Consider the following 15,583-nt stretch of genomic DNA (forward strand, 5'->3'; position numbering starts at 1 on the left):
GTGACAGTCTGGCTGATCGCATTCCCGCCGACGCTGGCGGACAGCCGGAGATACAGGTTGAACGCAAACGTCCAACATTTGCAGTTGCAGTAATAGTGTTAGTGGTGATCATGCCTGGCTTGTCGCCTTGTGGGGCAGTAGTTGTGCCAGTAGTAACTTGCTCACTAGTTGTGCCTGGGTTTTTCACCTTAACCAACTCAATAGCAACAGCGAGTTCGTAGACCACATCAAAATGATCGCCAACTTTGATTTCAGCAAAGTTCTTAACTTCAGGGCCAGCAACGATAGTGGATTCACCATCTTGATTCTTGAGGGTAACAGTACGAGTTGCAGCATCAATCTTGATTACTTCGCCGTCATAAATGAGGGCAGCTTCTTGAGCGGCTACGCCAGCGATAGGGGCCTTTGGTTTATTGAGCATGAAGTAAGCGCCAGCAGCAATAGCGGCCAGTACAACAATAATGACTAGTTTTTTCATAACGATATTAATCCTTAATAAATTGGGATGCATTAACTGTGAGCAGTAATGCGGTAATTGATAAATGCAACTAATTTGGCATTTGATTGGATTGTATTACTCATGCTAATCATCAGAATCATTTTTGAGGATGGTTTTAGTAAATAAGCCCTAAATACCCGACTATTCTACTTATTTATCCAAATGGAGTGTCATATTAATGGCGCATACTAAAGGGTGTGAGCAGTATGAAAAGAGGGGTATGTATGTTTTGGAGGTTATTTTCGGGATTTGTCTTCATGGGCGTGGCTCTTACAGTCAGCGCAGCAACGTCGCAAGACTTGTTGAGGGCCTATGAGTCTCAATCGGGTAAGGCGTCCCCAGCTCGCGGAGAGCAGTTCTTCAATACTAAGCATGGCAAGGAATGGAGCTGTGCATCCTGTCACGAAAATCCTCCGAATCACGACACTAAACATATTGTTACCGGGAAGGTGATTAAGCCCTTGGCGCCAAGCGCCAATCCTGCACGCTTTACCGATGAAGCCAAGGCCGATAAATGGTTTAAGCGCAATTGCAATGATGTGCTTGGTAGAGACTGCACCGCGCAAGAAAAAGCGGATGTCCTTTCTTGGCTAATGACTGTTAAATGAATCTCATCAAAATGAAAAAAACTGTATTGATTGCAACTTTAGTGCTCCTAGCTTCGCCTACATTTGCTGCAAAAATGACGATGCCTAGTGATGCGCCAATTTCTTTTGAAGCTGAGTGTGCAAGTTGTCATATGGCCTATCCGCCAGCACTCTTAAGTCAACAGAGCTGGAAAAATATCATGTCTGGACTAGCAAAGCATTTCGGTACCGATGCCAGCTTGGATCCCAAGAGTCAGACTGAGCTAACTAATTGGCTGGTGAAGAATGCAGCTACTCGACAAAAGTACAGCGAGACTGCTCCTGAAAACCGCATCACTAAAACATCTTGGTTTATTCGTAAGCATGATGAGGTAAGAGCAGATGTATGGAAACGAGCGAGCATCAAGAGTCCAGCTAACTGTGGGGCCTGTCATATCGATGCTGCTAAAGGTATTTTTAGTGAGAACAACATTAAGATCCCAGCCAAATGAATAAAGTTATGAACGAAACGGTTGGAGCTACTGGCAAATTGAAACAAGCCATCATGGTTTGGGATATGCCGGTGCGGGTCTTTCATTGGCTATTAGTGATTTGTTTTGCTGGTGCTTGGCTCACTTCAGAGAGTGAACGCTTGGCCATGATTCACTATGCATTTGGCTATACCGCATGTTTGCTTGTCCTCATTCGATTGGTCTGGGGTGTCATTGGTACCCGTTACGCTAGATTTACTCAGTTTCTCAAAAGCCCTCGGGCTGTAATTGAGCACTTTATGACGATGTTGCGTGGACATCCTCATCATGATGTTGGCCATAACCCGGCGGGTGGCTTAGTGATGTTTGCGCTGATGTTGCTCATACTGCTGATTGGCTTAACTGGTTATTTATCAGTTAAAGAGTTTTTGGGTAATGCTCCATCCGAGGCTCATGAGGTAGTTGCTAGTCTGGTTCTTGGCTTGGTCATCGTCCACATCATTGCTGCAATTGGGATGAGTGTGATTGAAAGGCAAAACCTAGTCAGATCCATGGTGACTGGCAAAAAAAAGGGTTTTCCGGAGCAGGGGATACGTTATCCGCAGTATCTGATTGGCGCTCTCATTTTGCTGAGCTCCCTATACTTTTTCTATCTCATTTTAACTGGTGGCTTGCCAAGCCTGACACAGTAAAGCCGGTCCGATTGGGGGTGTGCGAGCTCCCATCGTCGTTGTACGATAGATAGCATGAAGCTTCTGATAGCCCTTTATTTCTATATTCTTGCCACCATTCAGTTGGGCTTGTTATTGGGCGTCTATCACTACTATCGCTCTCAAAGCACAGTAAGGCCTAGTCCTTATTGGATGGGATCTTTGGTGGTGAGTATTTTGGCTTTGACTACCTTTGGCACCGGGATTGTGACAATTGAAGATGTCTCAAAACCAGAATTCAATTTCACAATAGCCAATTCCTTGTTCTACATTGCTGCTATTTTGCAATTTCTGTTTTGTAGGTCTCTTAATAAGCCCATTAGTAGGCGTTTGAAATATGCATTCCTACTATCAGTTCTGATCTTTATCCCATCCTTTGAATGGATGCGTATTAATGGCACTTTTGAAAGTCGAACTGCCATCATTTGCCTGATCACAGGACTCTTTTTTATTTTGCAAACATTCCAGTTGCGCTCAAAAAGAAAGACAACTCCTTCGCAGCAATTAATTTATTTGCAATACGCCACTACCGCAGAATTATTTTTTGCTATTGGACGGCTCTCTGTAGTGATTGCCTCTGGTTTCACCATTCGCCAGGTTGAGCAGATCCCGCAATTTTTGATTCTGCTGACAATCATGCAAATCGTGATGAACACGCTAGCTTATATTGCGATCGGCGGTTATTGGTCTGAGCGGATTGCACTAGCAAGCGCCCAATCGCAAACCGAGAATGAAGAAATTAAAGCCTTATTAATTGAGCGTGAAAGTTTAATTTCTAATCTATTAAAAGCCAATAAAACTGCAGCAACAGGTGCTTTGTCAGCCTCTATCGCTCATGAGCTTAATCAGCCTTTGGGAGCATCCCAGCTCAACATTCAATTCCTGCAGAAGAAGTTATCTGAGAGAAATTTAACTACTGAACAATACCAAGAGATTCTCGCAGCCTTATTGGCAGATAACCAGAGGGCTACTAACATCATCCAATCCCTGCGCTCTATATTTTCAGATGGGAAGATTGGGGTGGAGCGAATTGATATTGTTGGGCTGATTGAGTCCGTTCTCAAAATTGCTAAACCAGAAATTCAGGCGCAGAGCATTCAAGTGGTTCTGCGACTGGAGTCTAAATCTTTTATCAATGCCAATCGTGGTGAAATTCAACAGGTCCTGTTGAACCTCATCAATAACGCAATACAGGTCCTCGGTGACAAGGCGCTATCTTCTCGCACTCTCCAGATTGAAAGTCGAGATGTGCCTGAGGGAATCAAACTCCTGGTATCTGATAATGGAGGCGGCGTTCCAACGGATGCCCAGCCACACTTATTTGAATTGCTCTCCAGTAGCAATAAGCGCTCTGGAATGGGCTTGGGTTTATGGCTTTGCCACCATATCGTCTCTCGTCATGGTGGTCACATTCGTTATCAAGATGCCCCTAGTGGGGGCGCTGAATTTATCGTCTTTCTGCCATCCATTCAGGATTAAGATATTAGCCCTATAGCTAATTGCCTATAGGGGGCGCACTCTTTACATTCGTAAAGTACCTTTTTTACCAATATATGCAATATTTCAAGGCTTCTATGAAAACCAAAATTACTCTGATTGCGTTATCCATAACACTCCTTTCCGGCAACTCTGTTTTTGCTGCTGGTGGCGGTGGAGTCGTTGCTGATCCAGGCGCAATGCAAGGAAAGCATTTCGACCCTAAGGGCAAGGCACCTTCAACATTTACAGTTGAATTGCAAAACGGTTTACGTAAAACATTGCCTTTCGAAGATAAGCGTGACTTTGAAGAGTCTAAGAGGGGATTTATTGCGGCGCCAGCTTATAAAACCATTATGGCTGATGCAGGTAACGTGGCCTGGGATATGGGCAGCTATGAATTCCTATTGCAAGGCAAGGATTTCGATAGCGTACATCCCTCATTGCAACGTCAAGCTATTCTTAATATGGGTTACGGCCTCTATGAGGTTGTGCCAGGAAAGATCTATCAAGTTCGTGGTTTTGACTTATCGAACATTAGCTTTGTTAAAACCAATACAGGATGGATTGTCTTTGACCCATTAACTTCAAAAGAGACTGCTAGAGCAGCTTTAGAGTTGGTGAATGAGAAGTTAGGCAAGCGCCCTGTAGTCGCGGTGGTGTACTCCCATTCACATGCTGACCACTTTGGCGGTGTTCGCGGTGTAGTAGAGGAAGCTGATGTGAAGAGCGGCAAGGTCAAGATTATTGCTCCAGCTGGCTTTATGGATCACGCTGTTGCAGAGAATGTGTATGCAGGCAATGCCATGACACGTCGTCTGTATTTCCAGTATGGCGTTTTATTGCCACGTAGCCCATTTGGTCACGTTGACCAATCGATTGGTAAAAATACTGCAGCAGGAAACCTTGGATTAATTGAGCCAACTATTCTGATCAATGAGCCATTTGAAAAGATGACGGTGGATGGGGTAGAGATGGAGTTCCAAAATACGCCTGGTACAGAAGCTCCAGCGGAGATGAACACTTATTTTCCGCAGATGAAAGCATTTTGGGCTGCAGAAAATATCACCGGCACCATTCACAATATTTATACTTTGCGCGGTGCATTAGTGCGTGACGCACTGGCATGGTCTAGGAATATTAACAACGCTTTGTATCGTTATGGCAATGAAGCGCAAGTGATGTTTGCTTCGCATTCTTGGCCGCGCTGGGGTAATGATCGCGTGCAAGAAGTTATGCGCACGCAGCGTGACAGCTACGCACACTTAAACAATGAAGTGCTCCATTTGGCCAACAATGGCGTAACGATTAATGAAGTGCATAATGTTTACAAACAACCAGAGAGCTTAAAGTCTCAATGGGCAGCGCATAGCTACCATGGTTCTGAAGAGCACAACAGCCGCGCTGTGATTAATCGTTACTTAGGTTACTGGGATGCTAATCCTGCTACCTTGATTCCTTTATCACCAAAAGATTCTGCGCCGCTGTATGTGGAGATGATGGGTGGCTCAGGAAAAATCATGGCAAAGGGTAGGCAGCTCTATAAACAGGGTAAATACCGTGAGGCTATGGAGATCGTGAATAAGTTGGTTTATGCAGAGCCAAACAACACAGCCGCCAAAGATTTGTTAGCAGATATTTTTGAACAAATTGGCTATCAAAAAGAAAGCCCTAGTGTGCGCAACAGCTTCTTGGGCGCTGCATACGAGTTGCGTCACGGTATGCCTTCTGGGGCATCACCAAAGACCAACGGTCCTGACATGATCAAGGCAATGACTACAGAGCTTTGGCTCAATGCCTTAGCAATCAGCATGGATAGCAAAAAAGCTGCTGGCATGAAGTTCACTATCAATCTCATTACTCCGGATAATAGTGAGAAGTTTGTAGTGGAAATGAGTAATTCTGCGTTGACCAATATTAAGGGTTACCAAGATAAAAACCCAAGCCTGACTATCACCGTGAACCGTAGCGATTTAGAAAAAGTGATGGGCGGTCAAACCACCTTTGAAAAACTACAGGCCGAAGGAAAAGCCAAGTTTGAAGGTGATCGTAAAGCATTCGAGCAATTGCGGAGCACGATGACTACCTTTACTCCAGACTTTGAATTAATGCCTGGCACTAAAGCTAAAAAAGCTCCAACTGCTACGCCAAACAAAGATCCGTTTGAAGCTCCTCCAATCGCCAACTCAGATGGCGCTTAAGGAGGGTAAATTGTAATTAGGTCGGTTATTGAGTAATAGAGAATGGGCTCCTAGGAGCCCATTTCTTTTGCCTGCAGGAGATTAATTCTTAGGTCGCAAAAGCGCCGCCTTCTTCTAGTGCCTTGAGTGCATCTCCAGCAATACCCAATTCCTCAAGTAATTCATGGGTGTGCTCACCGAGTAAAGGGGGGTGACGAGTCACTTGTTGCGGTGTGCCTATCATCTTGACGGCAAAGCCAATATTGGGAACCTTGCCCTCAATCGGATGATCAATTTCCATGCGCATCTGACGATGCTGCCCATGCTCACTATCAAATGCTTGGGGGTAGGTGTTAATCGGTCCAGCCGGAATACCGGCAGCTAAAAGAAGGTCTACCCATTCTTCGCTAGTCTTACTTGCGAAAGTTTTTTCAAGTTCAGCTGCCAGAATTAAGCGATTTGCTAGACGTAGTGGGTTGGTTCTGAAAAGTGGGTCTTCAAATAATTCAGGACGATTAATCTTGTCGCAGAGGAGCTTCCAAAGCTTTTGATTGGTGGCGCCCATAACAAAGTGGCCATCAGAAGCTTTCATAGCCTGATAGGGCGCGCTCATGTGATTGGCCGTACCTAGCTTGTAAGGCTCAACGCCAGTACCCCAGTACTGCGCCGTATCCCAGATGGAGAATGCCAACGCTGAATCAAACAGAGAAGCGTCAATAAATTGACCCTCACCCGATTTAGTCTTACCGATATAGGCTGACAAAATGCCATAAACCGCAAAGAGTGCGCAGCCAATGTCAGACACTGGCACGCCTGCTTTTACTGGCGGACCATCCGGATAGCCGGTAACACTCATCACGCCGGACATAGCTTGTGCCATTAAATCAAAGCCTGGGCGATCTGCCCATGGTCCAGTTTGTCCAAAGCCCGAGATGCTGGCGTAGACCAGGCCAGGGTTGAGGTCTCTAAGTGATGGGTAGTCAATACCCAGTTTTTTCATCACACCAGGTCGATAATTTTCAACCAAGATATCTGCAGTCTTCACGAGCTCAAAGAATACTTTTTTTCCGGCCTCAGTTTTGAGGTTGAGCGTCACGCTGCGCTTGTTGCGATTCATATTCAGAAAGCCCATGCTATCTGAACCTTTCATCTTGAATCCCATGGCCCCACGAGTTTGATCACCCGTGCCTGGAGGTTCAATTTTGATGACATCCGCGCCTAAGTCGGCTAGCAACATGCAGCAGTAGGGACCCGCCATAACTTGACTCACGTCAAGAACTCGAACACCAGCCAAGGGCAGTGGTTTATTTGAAGCTGAATTCATTTTGTCTCAATTATTTTTATATGTTTAGAATGAAGTGCTAACAATAGTCATCAATATAAATCAATTACGCAGAGTAGTTCACGAACCCCTCATTTCAACTTCCTAGCGGTACCTTTAATGTCATCAATAGCATCCCAGTCGACCTCTTCAACTGCAAAAGTAGATTTTGAGCTGCGCAATGGCATTGCGTACATCAGCTTTGATCACGTTGCTGCCCGTAATGCAATGACAGTGGGGATGTATGAGAGCTTGAAGTCGATTTGTGAAGACCTGGCTAAGAGCTCCGCGGCGAGGGTGGCTATTTTGCGTGGTGCTGGCGGCAAGTCCTTTGTTTCTGGTAGTGATATCACCCAATTCTCTGCCTTTACTTCTGGCGATGATGGGATTTCATACGAAGAGAGTATTGATTCCTATCTTGCGCCTTTAGCTATGTTGCCTATTCCAACAATTGCTGTGATTGATGGCATGGCAGTAGGCGGAGGGCTTGCTATTGCTAGTTGCTGTGATTTTAGAATCTCTACGCCGGATGCTCGCTTTGGAGTTCCCATCGCTAAAACTTTGGGCAATTGTTTATCCGCTGGGAATGTTGCTTGGCTCGTTGCGCACCTGGGAGTGAATATCGTCAAGCGCATGTTGTTACTTGCTGAGTTGGTAACTGCGCCTGAGTTACTGAAAGAAGGCTATCTCTTGGCTACTTATCCAGCTGAAGCCCTGGAGGGTGAAGCAAATCAGCTAGCTGAGCGTTTAATGAAGTTGGCACCCATCACACAGAAATCCAGCAAGCAGACCCTTGTAAGAATCATCAAGAGCAACTTACCAGATTGCAGTGATTTGATTCGGGAATGCTATGGCAGCGAAGACTTTAGAAATGGAGTTACTGCATTCTTAGGTGGGAAGCCACCTGTTTGGACTGGAAAGTAAGCTGAATCACCGAGCAACATCCTCGGACTTATAAAAACATCTCTTGTAAGTTATTGAGATAACGCAAACCCTGTTCAGTTGCCTTGAGCTTGTTGGGGTCTGAATCTAGTAAACCTTTTTTGCTGGCCTCATCCAATCCTTTGGATACGACATTGAGGGGTAATCCAGTGCGCTCACTGAAAGTCACGGTGTCTACGCCGTCTGTTAGGCGTAAGGTATTGAGCATGAATTCAAAAGGAAGATCTTTGGCTGGAATCTCGCGCGCTTCAATTAAGGCATTGCCTTTGGACTCCATTGCCTGCATATAGGTTTCTGGATGACGCTCGCGTACTTGCCGGGTAATTTTGTCTGGGAATGAAATCTTTCCATGTGCACCTGCACCAATGCCGATGTAATCTCCAAACCGCCAGTAATTCAGGTTGTGTTTGCATTCCTGATCTTTCTTGGCATAGGCGGAGATCTCATAACGTCGATAACCTGCCGCCTCTAAGAGCGCTAAGTTTTGTTCAAAGATCGCATCAATCTCATCTTCGCTTGGTAACTTTGGAGGAAAGTTTGCAAAGTAAGTATTGGGTTCTAGCGTTAGGTTATAGAAAGATAGATGAGGAGTCTTAAAGGAGAGGGCGGTTTCAATATCCGCTTTAGCTGCTTCTAAGGTTTGATTGGGTAAGCCAAACATGAGATCGAGATTTACGGACTTGAAGTGTTGTAGAGCAATCGCAATCGCGCGTTTGGCTTCTTCGCCGTTATGAATACGTCCCAAAGCCTTAAGCTGCTCATCCTGAAAACTCTGAATGCCTAAGGAAACACGATTGATTCCCGCATTGGCAAAGCCAGTGAACTTGTCGGCCTCTACAGAGCCAGGATTGGCTTCCATATTGATCTCGCAATCGGGCTCTAAGTTCACGCGCGCTCGAATAGCTGAGAGTAGCTCATTCACACCATCAGCAGACATTAAGCTAGGGGTGCCACCACCAATAAAGATGCTGTGGACTTGGCGACCCCAGATGCGAGGTAACTCTGTCTCTAGATCGGTAATGAGCGCCTTGATATAGCGCGCCTCATCAAAGCCTCGAGAAACTTTGACGCCATTGCCGGCCCCTTTAATTTGATGCGAATTGAAATCGCAGTAAGGACACTTCTTTTCACACCACGGAAAGTGAATATACAAAGATAGTGGAGGTAGGGCAGTCAGTTTTGGCTGTGTTGCCAAAATAGGATTAAGAGTATTGAGCACGGATTTGAAGTTGTGTGATGAGTTCGCGCAAGGCTTGGCCACGATGACTGATCTGGTTTTTCTCGGAGGCTTCTAATTGGGCTGCAGTCTTGCCAAGGTCTGGCAGAAAGAAGTGGGGGTCATAACCAAAACCACCGTCCCCGTTAGCAACATCCATAATTTGGCCATACCAGCGAGCCTGAACAATCAGTGGCTCTGGGTCATTGGCGCTGTTGACCATGACGAGGGCGCAGACATAATGCGCACCGCGATCAGCTTTGCCTTGTAATGCTGCAACTAGCTTTTGATTGTTGGCTGCGTTATTGCCATCAACGCCTGCATAGCGAGCCGAGTAAACCCCTGGCACACCATCTAATGCATGGGCGCAAATGCCGGAGTCATCTGCAAGTGCAGGTAAACCGCTGGTGGCGCTGGCATGGCGTGCCTTAGCAAGCGCGTTCTCAACAAAAGTATGATGCGGCTCTTCTGCGGCTGGAATACCCAATTCACCTTGAGGGATGACCTGAAAGTGAAAGGGTGCCAATAGTTCCTGAAACTCCCGCACCTTACCGGCATTGTTAGAGGCGAGAACGAGTTTTTGCAACATCTGGATCAATCTATTATTTAAACGCTTCTTTTTGCAGTTGCGTTAAATCCGCAATTCCTTGCTCAGCTAAATCTAATAGTGCATTTAATTCAGCACGGGAGAAGGCGGCACCTTCAGCAGTCCCTTGCACTTCAATCATGCCGCCTTTGCCTGTCATGACAACATTCATGTCGGTGTCACAAGAGGAGTCTTCAGGGTAATCTAAATCAAGTACTGGCACGCCTTGATAGATGCCAACAGAAATCGCTGCAACGCTATCAATTATTGGATCTGTCTTAAGCGCACCACTTTGTAGGAGTGTGTTAATGGCATCACGTGCCGCAACATAGGCACCAGTAATTGATGCAGTCCTCGTTCCACCATCCGCTTGTAAGACATCACAATCTAGGTGAATGGTTCTTTCTCCCAATACTTTCAGATCAAAGACGCTGCGCATGGCACGACCGATCAGGCGCTGAATTTCTTGGGTGCGACCAGATTGTTTGCCGCGGGCTGCTTCACGGTCGCTGCGGGTGTGAGTGGATCGGGGGAGCATGCCGTATTCCGCAGTTACCCATCCTTCACCAGAGCCTTTTTTATGAGGTGGCACCTTTTCTAGTACGCTGGCTGTACAAAGCACTTTGGTGTCGCCAAAGGCAATCAGGACAGAGCCTTCTGCATGCTTGGTAAAGGCGCGGCTGATGCTCACAGGCCGCAATTGTGTAGGGGTGCGGCCACTAGGGCGGGTGATGTTGGGCTGAGTCATGGGGTGTGGTCCTAAAGATCTACAATGTCCCTATGATATCGAGCATGACTGGTTATGGCAGCGCTTCTCGCCAAGTCTCCCTAGGAGCTGGTGTTGTAGCTGATCTGCAAGTGGAATGTCGGGCTGTTAATAGCCGCTTTCTGGATTTGGGCTTCCGTCTTCCGGACGAGTGTCGTGGGGCTGAGCCTGCCTTGCGAGAAATGGCGACTCAAAGCCTTTCTCGGGGTAAGGTGGAATTTCGGGCCGCATGGCGCGTTAATTCGGGTGCTGCTGGGGCTGCAAAAGCGAACCCCCATGCCTTAGGCGCCCTGAACAAGGATCGCTTGGATGCGCTCTATACCCTTCAAGAGCATGCGCAAGTCGTCTTTTCAAACGCTGAAGCCTTACGTATCGCTGATATTTTGCGTTGGCCGGGCATTGTTGCTGAACCTAGGGGCGAAGAGGAGGGCTGGATTGCTGCTACTGTAGAAGCAGGTCGCGCCGCCTTGGCCGCTCTAATGGATAGTCGCCATGCCGAAGGCAAAGCCTTGGTAACGGTCTTAATCAATATCACCAGCAAGATGCGTGAGATTGTGAAAGTGATCGAGCCAAAGGTTCCGACCTATGTTGCCCAGTATCAAGAGAAGCTCACTGAACGTCTAGCCGAGGCACTGGCTGCGCAAGAGCAAGGGAAGGTTAACAGCGGGTCTGGTACCGAGTTAATGGAGCGCATTCGTCAAGAGGTAGTGCTTTACGCGGTTCGTATTGATGTGGCGGAAGAATTTGCCCGCCTCAAGACCCATCTTCAAGTTGTTGATACGGCTTTGGCAGGTAAGGGTCCAGTGGGCAAGCGTTTAGATTTTTTAATGCAAGAACTCAATCGCGAAGCCAATACTTTGAGCTCCAAATCGGTTTCAGAAGAATGTACGCAAGCTGCTTTAGAGCTCAAGCTCTTGATCGAGCAGATGCGTGAACAAGTCCAAAATTTAGAGTAACTATTGCTTACCTCAATCACCTAACTCAATCACCATGGCCAGCCCTAAACCTAAAGCAAATTTATCTCCTGCCTACCAAGGCAGCATGTTGATGATCGTCGCTCCATCAGGTGCTGGTAAATCTTCTTTGGTGAATGCCTTGTTGCAAGAAGATGCAGCATTGAAGTTATCCCTTTCCACCACAACACGCACCCCAAGACCAGGTGAGGTTGATGGCAAGGACTACCGCTTTATTGCCAGAGAAGCATTTATCGCTGAGCGTGATCAAGGTAATTTTTTGGAGCACGCTGAAGTGCATGGCAATTTTTACGGCACGTCTAAAGCTTGGATTGAGGCTCAGATGAAAACCGGGCGCGATGTCATGTTGGAGATCGACTGGCAGGGTGCTCAGCAGATTCGTCAAATCATTCCAGAAGTGCAGTGGATATTCATCTTCCCACCTTCATTTGAGGCCTTAGAGGAGCGCTTGCGTAAACGTGGTCAAGATGATGAGGCAACTATTCAGAGAAGGCTGGCTGCAGCGCATTTAGAGCTCCAGCATGCTCATGAAGCCGATTTCATCGTGATCAACGATGATTTTGAGCGCGCTTTGATAGATTTGCGTCATGTGGTTGCTGCCAGCCGCCTACGCTCAAGGCCGATTATGGCTCGCAACCCAGCGCTTTTGAGGCGCCTTGGGGTCTAATCAGTTATCCTATGGGTATTGAAGCTAAATTTAAGTGAGTTCAGCATGGCCCGTATTACTGTAGAAGATTGTCTAAAAACTATTCCAAATCGTTTTGAGCTAGTATTGGCCGCGACTTATCGCGCACGCCAATTGGTTCAAGGTCATTCCCCACGTGTTGAGTCCAGAGATAAAGCAACTGTAGTTGCGTTACGTGAAGTTGCTGCTGGTGTAACTGACCGTGACATGTTGACCAAAGTACCTTTGTAATTCAGGGGTTCCGTTGTGGAGCTCCCCTTAGGCGACCCAAACACATCGGAATCCAAAGGTCAGGTCTCGCCTAATGAGACCGCTAAAAGCGACAAGTCTTCCATCATCGCAACTTTGTTGGCTCAGTCGAGTCGACATTTGTTTGGCCCCACCTCTGCGCCAACATTACCCTTAAAGCACCAAGTCGTTTCCATTGATGGTCTCATTTCTAAATTAGGCTATCTCAAGCCTGAAGAAGTTGCACTCATCAAGCAGGCCTTCCATTTTGCTGATGCGGCCCACCTCGGTCAGTATCGCCATAGCGGTGAGCCGTACATTAGTCATCCAGTAGCAGTAGCTGAACTCTGTGCGACCTGGCGCTTGGATGCATCTTCCATCATGGCAGCTTTACTGCATGATGTGATTGAAGATACTGGCTGCACTCAAGCTGATCTTGTTGGTAAATTTGGTAGCAAAGTGGCTGAACTTGTTGAAGGCTTAACCAAACTCGATAAGTTGGAGTTCCAAAGTCATGCAGAGGCGCAAGCTGAAAGCTTCCGCAAGATGTTTATGGCAATGGCGCGCGATGTCCGAGTCATTTTGGTTAAGCTTGCTGATCGTACACACAATATGCGCACGCTCGATGCCGTTCCGATGGAAAAGCGTCGAAGAGTCGCCGCTGAAACCATTGAGATCTATGCTCCGATTGCCCATCGCTTGGGTCTGAATATTATTTACCGTGATTTACAGGACTTGAGTTTCCGTTACTCAATGCCCATGCGCTTCAGGGTGATTGAAGATGCGGTGAAGCGGGCGCGCGGTAATCGCAAAGAGATGGTAGAGAAGATTTTGCAGAATGCCCGCATGTCTTTTGCAAAAGTGAACCTTGAGGTTGATCTGCAAGGTCGAGAAAAAACGCTCTTTAGTATTTACAACAAAATGCGCAGCAAGCATTTGAGCTTCTCTCAAGTGCTCGATGTGTATGCGTTTAGGGTAACCGTCCATTCGATTGATGAGTGCTATCGTGCGCTCGGCATCTTGCACGCACTCTACAAACCAATGCCTGGAAAGTTTAAGGATTACATTGCGATTCCTAAACTCAATGGCTATCAGTCTTTGCACACGACGCTCTTAGGCCCATCGGGTGTGCCGGTCGAATTTCAGATACGTACCGGTGATATGCATGCGGTTGCTGAGGCAGGGGTTGCAGCGCACTGGGCTTACAAAGATGGTGGTCCTGATATGAGTGAGGTGCAAAACCGCGCACATCAATGGCTGCAATCCTTGATTGATATTCAGGATAGCAGTGGGGATTCGCAAGAATTCTTAGAGCACGTCAAGATTGATTTGTTCCCGGATGCAGTTTATGTCTTTACACCAAAGGGTCAGATTAGAGCCTTGCCACGCGGTGCTACCGCCTTAGACTTTGCCTATTCGATTCATAGTGATGTGGGTAACACTTGTGTAGCGGTCAAGATTAATGGCATGCAGTTACCGTTGCGTAGCGAATTAAAGAACAGCGATATTGTTGAGGTGGTGACATCAGCCAACTCTCAACCTAACCCTGGTTGGTTGGCATTTGTAAGAACCGGTAAAGCTCGCGCCTCGATTCGTCACTCACTCAAGACTAAGCACTATGCGGAGTCCCTTCAGTTAGGCGAGCGTCTCTTGGCAAGCGCCTTGCGTCAACAGGGGGTCGATGCTGGTCTGCTAACACCAGAGCTCTGGGAAAAGTTATTGCATTGGACTGGCGATAAAACGCGTGAAGAAGCTTGTGTCAACATTGCCTTGGGTCGCAGATCTGCTCAAGAGTTAGCAATTCGGTTGAAGATTTTGATTGATGACGAGGGCGGCTCAGAGCAAATGCGCTTGGGCGCGGCGGACTGGGTGTCTCCTCAGCAAGAAATTGCCTCGCACCATCATCAGCGTCAGGCCATCTTGGTCGATGGACGCGAAGGTAATTCAATTAGCTTCCAAACTTGCTGTCATCCAATTCCAGGTGACAACATCATCGGCTACCTCGGTAAGGGCGAGGGCTTGCAGGTCCACACAAATGATTGTCCGGTAGCCCTCAGAATGCTTTCTAAGGACAGTGATAAGTGGGTGGAGGTCGAGTGGGGCAAAGAGGTTAACCGAGAGTTTGAGGTCGATCTCGCAATCGATACGCGCCAGGGCAAGGGAGTGTTAGCCAGGGTAGCTAGTAGCGTGACTGCTGCGGACTCCAACATCATGAACGTGTCCATGGATGACCGTTATAAAGAAGATGCTGTGACTATCCGCTTCACAATCCAAGTCTCAGATCGCCTCCATCTCTCTAAGGTAATGCGTAGTTTGCGCGCTAACCATGATGTGATGCGCGTGACCCGCGTCCGAGTTAGCTAAATTCCTTTAAATCCGATTTACTGGTACTGAACGTCGAGTATTTCAATCTCGCTAGGGCCAGTTGGGGTTTGAATTTTGACGCAATCCCCTAAGCGTGCCTTGATTAAAGCTGTGGCAATAGGCGATACCCAGCTGACATGACCCAGATCTAAATCGACCTCATCAACCCCCACAATCGTGATGGCGGTCTCTTTTCCAGAGTCAGCACCTTCCAGGCTGGCATAAGTGACTGTAGCGCCAAAAAAGACCTGCTCGGCATCGGCATCCCCTGATTTTCGGGCCTGATTGTCGACAACTACGGCAAACTCAAGGCGTTGATTGAGGAAGCGAATTCGGCGATCTATCTCCCGAAGTCGCTTTTTTCCGTAGATATAGTCCCCATTTTCAGAGCGGTCCCCATTGGAGGCGGCCCAGTGAACAACCTTGACAACCTCAGGCCGATCAAGGTTTAGGAGCTGTAAAAGCTCGCTTTTGATACGCTCATGACCAGCGGGTGTGATGTAGTTCTTCTCTTCCATGGCATAATTATGGCTGTTGCGGCTGTAGCTCAGCTGGATAGAGTACTTGGCTACGAACCAA

The 15,583-nt window shown here is 47.3% G+C and carries 15 protein-coding genes and 1 pseudogene; 10 read left to right on the top strand and 6 right to left on the bottom strand.

Going from position 1 to position 15,583, the window contains the following annotated elements; all coding sequences use genetic code 11:
• Positions 1-478: pseudogene (locus tag B7X71_RS05330) on the bottom strand (hypothetical protein); the annotation flags it as partial.
• Positions 479-756: 278 nt separating this feature from the next.
• Between B7X71_RS05330 and B7X71_RS05335 the strand changes: the two are divergent.
• The 5 genes from B7X71_RS05335 (at position 757) to B7X71_RS05355 (ending at position 5,943) form a co-directional block, all read left to right on the top strand.
• Positions 757-1,107 carry a DUF1924 domain-containing protein gene (locus tag B7X71_RS05335; RefSeq protein WP_293597523.1) on the top strand — a complete coding sequence of 117 codons (351 nt, stop codon included), beginning with the start codon at positions 757-759 and terminating at the stop codon, positions 1,105-1,107.
• Entirely contained in the window at positions 1,104-1,577 is a 474-nt protein-coding gene (locus B7X71_RS05340; protein ID WP_293597514.1) for a diheme cytochrome c, read from the top strand. The genes B7X71_RS05335 and B7X71_RS05340 overlap by 4 nt, the downstream gene beginning before the upstream one ends.
• Positions 1,574-2,248, top strand: coding sequence for a cytochrome b/b6 domain-containing protein (locus B7X71_RS05345; protein ID WP_293600305.1), 675 nt, complete (start codon positions 1,574-1,576; stop codon positions 2,246-2,248). Before B7X71_RS05340 ends, B7X71_RS05345 begins: the two co-directional genes overlap by 4 nt.
• Positions 2,249-2,302: 54 nt before the next feature.
• On the top strand, positions 2,303-3,745 hold the full coding sequence (locus B7X71_RS05350) for a HAMP domain-containing sensor histidine kinase (protein WP_293600306.1): 1,443 nt from the start codon (positions 2,303-2,305) through the stop codon (positions 3,743-3,745).
• A gap of 95 nt (positions 3,746-3,840) precedes the next feature.
• Positions 3,841-5,943 carry an alkyl sulfatase dimerization domain-containing protein gene (locus tag B7X71_RS05355; RefSeq protein WP_293597517.1) on the top strand — a complete coding sequence of 701 codons (2,103 nt, stop codon included), beginning with the start codon at positions 3,841-3,843 and terminating at the stop codon, positions 5,941-5,943.
• 88 nt (positions 5,944-6,031) lie between these two features.
• Here B7X71_RS05355 and B7X71_RS05360 read toward each other — a convergent pair whose 3' ends face one another.
• Positions 6,032-7,246 (bottom strand): CoA transferase, encoded by a 1,215-nt coding sequence (locus B7X71_RS05360; RefSeq protein ID WP_293597518.1) that lies wholly within the window; start codon positions 7,244-7,246, stop codon positions 6,032-6,034.
• 117 nt (positions 7,247-7,363) lie between these two features.
• On the opposite strand from B7X71_RS05360, the gene B7X71_RS05365 reads away from it, so the two are divergent.
• Positions 7,364-8,167, top strand: a complete 804-nt coding sequence (locus tag B7X71_RS05365) for an enoyl-CoA hydratase/isomerase family protein (RefSeq protein WP_293597519.1) — start codon at positions 7,364-7,366, stop codon at positions 8,165-8,167.
• A 28-nt stretch (positions 8,168-8,195) separates the two neighbouring features.
• Here the strand turns inward: B7X71_RS05365 and hemW are convergent, their stop codons facing one another.
• From hemW to rph, 3 genes are read right to left on the bottom strand one after another with little or no spacing between them, the layout of a single operon-like run.
• Positions 8,196-9,404, bottom strand: coding sequence for a radical SAM family heme chaperone HemW (gene hemW, locus B7X71_RS05370; RefSeq protein ID WP_293597524.1), 1,209 nt, complete (start codon positions 9,402-9,404; stop codon positions 8,196-8,198).
• Positions 9,388-9,987, bottom strand: a complete 600-nt coding sequence (gene rdgB, locus B7X71_RS05375) for an RdgB/HAM1 family non-canonical purine NTP pyrophosphatase (RefSeq protein WP_293597525.1) — start codon at positions 9,985-9,987, stop codon at positions 9,388-9,390. The genes hemW and rdgB overlap by 17 nt, the downstream gene beginning before the upstream one ends.
• A 16-nt stretch (positions 9,988-10,003) precedes the next feature.
• Positions 10,004-10,735, bottom strand: coding sequence for a ribonuclease PH (rph, locus tag B7X71_RS05380; RefSeq protein ID WP_293597520.1), 732 nt, complete (start codon positions 10,733-10,735; stop codon positions 10,004-10,006).
• Positions 10,736-10,767: 32 nt separating this feature from the next.
• On the opposite strand from rph, the gene B7X71_RS05385 reads away from it, so the two are divergent.
• From B7X71_RS05385 to B7X71_RS05400, 4 genes are all read left to right on the top strand, one after another.
• Positions 10,768-11,709, top strand: a complete 942-nt coding sequence (locus B7X71_RS05385) for a YicC/YloC family endoribonuclease (protein WP_293597521.1) — start codon at positions 10,768-10,770, stop codon at positions 11,707-11,709.
• A gap of 34 nt (positions 11,710-11,743) precedes the next feature.
• Positions 11,744-12,394 (top strand): guanylate kinase, encoded by a 651-nt coding sequence (gene gmk, locus B7X71_RS05390; RefSeq protein ID WP_293597522.1) that lies wholly within the window; start codon positions 11,744-11,746, stop codon positions 12,392-12,394.
• 45 nt (positions 12,395-12,439) lie between these two features.
• The gene (rpoZ, locus tag B7X71_RS05395; protein ID WP_011902918.1) at positions 12,440-12,643 is read left to right on the top strand and encodes a DNA-directed RNA polymerase subunit omega; all 204 of its coding nucleotides are present in this window, start codon (positions 12,440-12,442) and stop codon (positions 12,641-12,643) included.
• A 102-nt stretch (positions 12,644-12,745) separates the two neighbouring features.
• Positions 12,746-15,004, top strand: a complete 2,259-nt coding sequence (locus tag B7X71_RS05400; protein WP_293597526.1) for a bifunctional (p)ppGpp synthetase/guanosine-3',5'-bis(diphosphate) 3'-pyrophosphohydrolase — start codon at positions 12,746-12,748, stop codon at positions 15,002-15,004.
• Between the two features lie 17 nt (positions 15,005-15,021).
• On the opposite strand, the gene greB is transcribed toward B7X71_RS05400, so the two are convergent.
• Complete coding sequence (greB, locus tag B7X71_RS05405; RefSeq protein ID WP_293597527.1) at positions 15,022-15,522, bottom strand: transcription elongation factor GreB; 501 nt, start codon at positions 15,520-15,522, stop codon at positions 15,022-15,024.
• Positions 15,523-15,583 lie beyond the last annotated feature (61 nt).

The organism is Polynucleobacter sp. 39-46-10 (assembly GCF_002282275.1).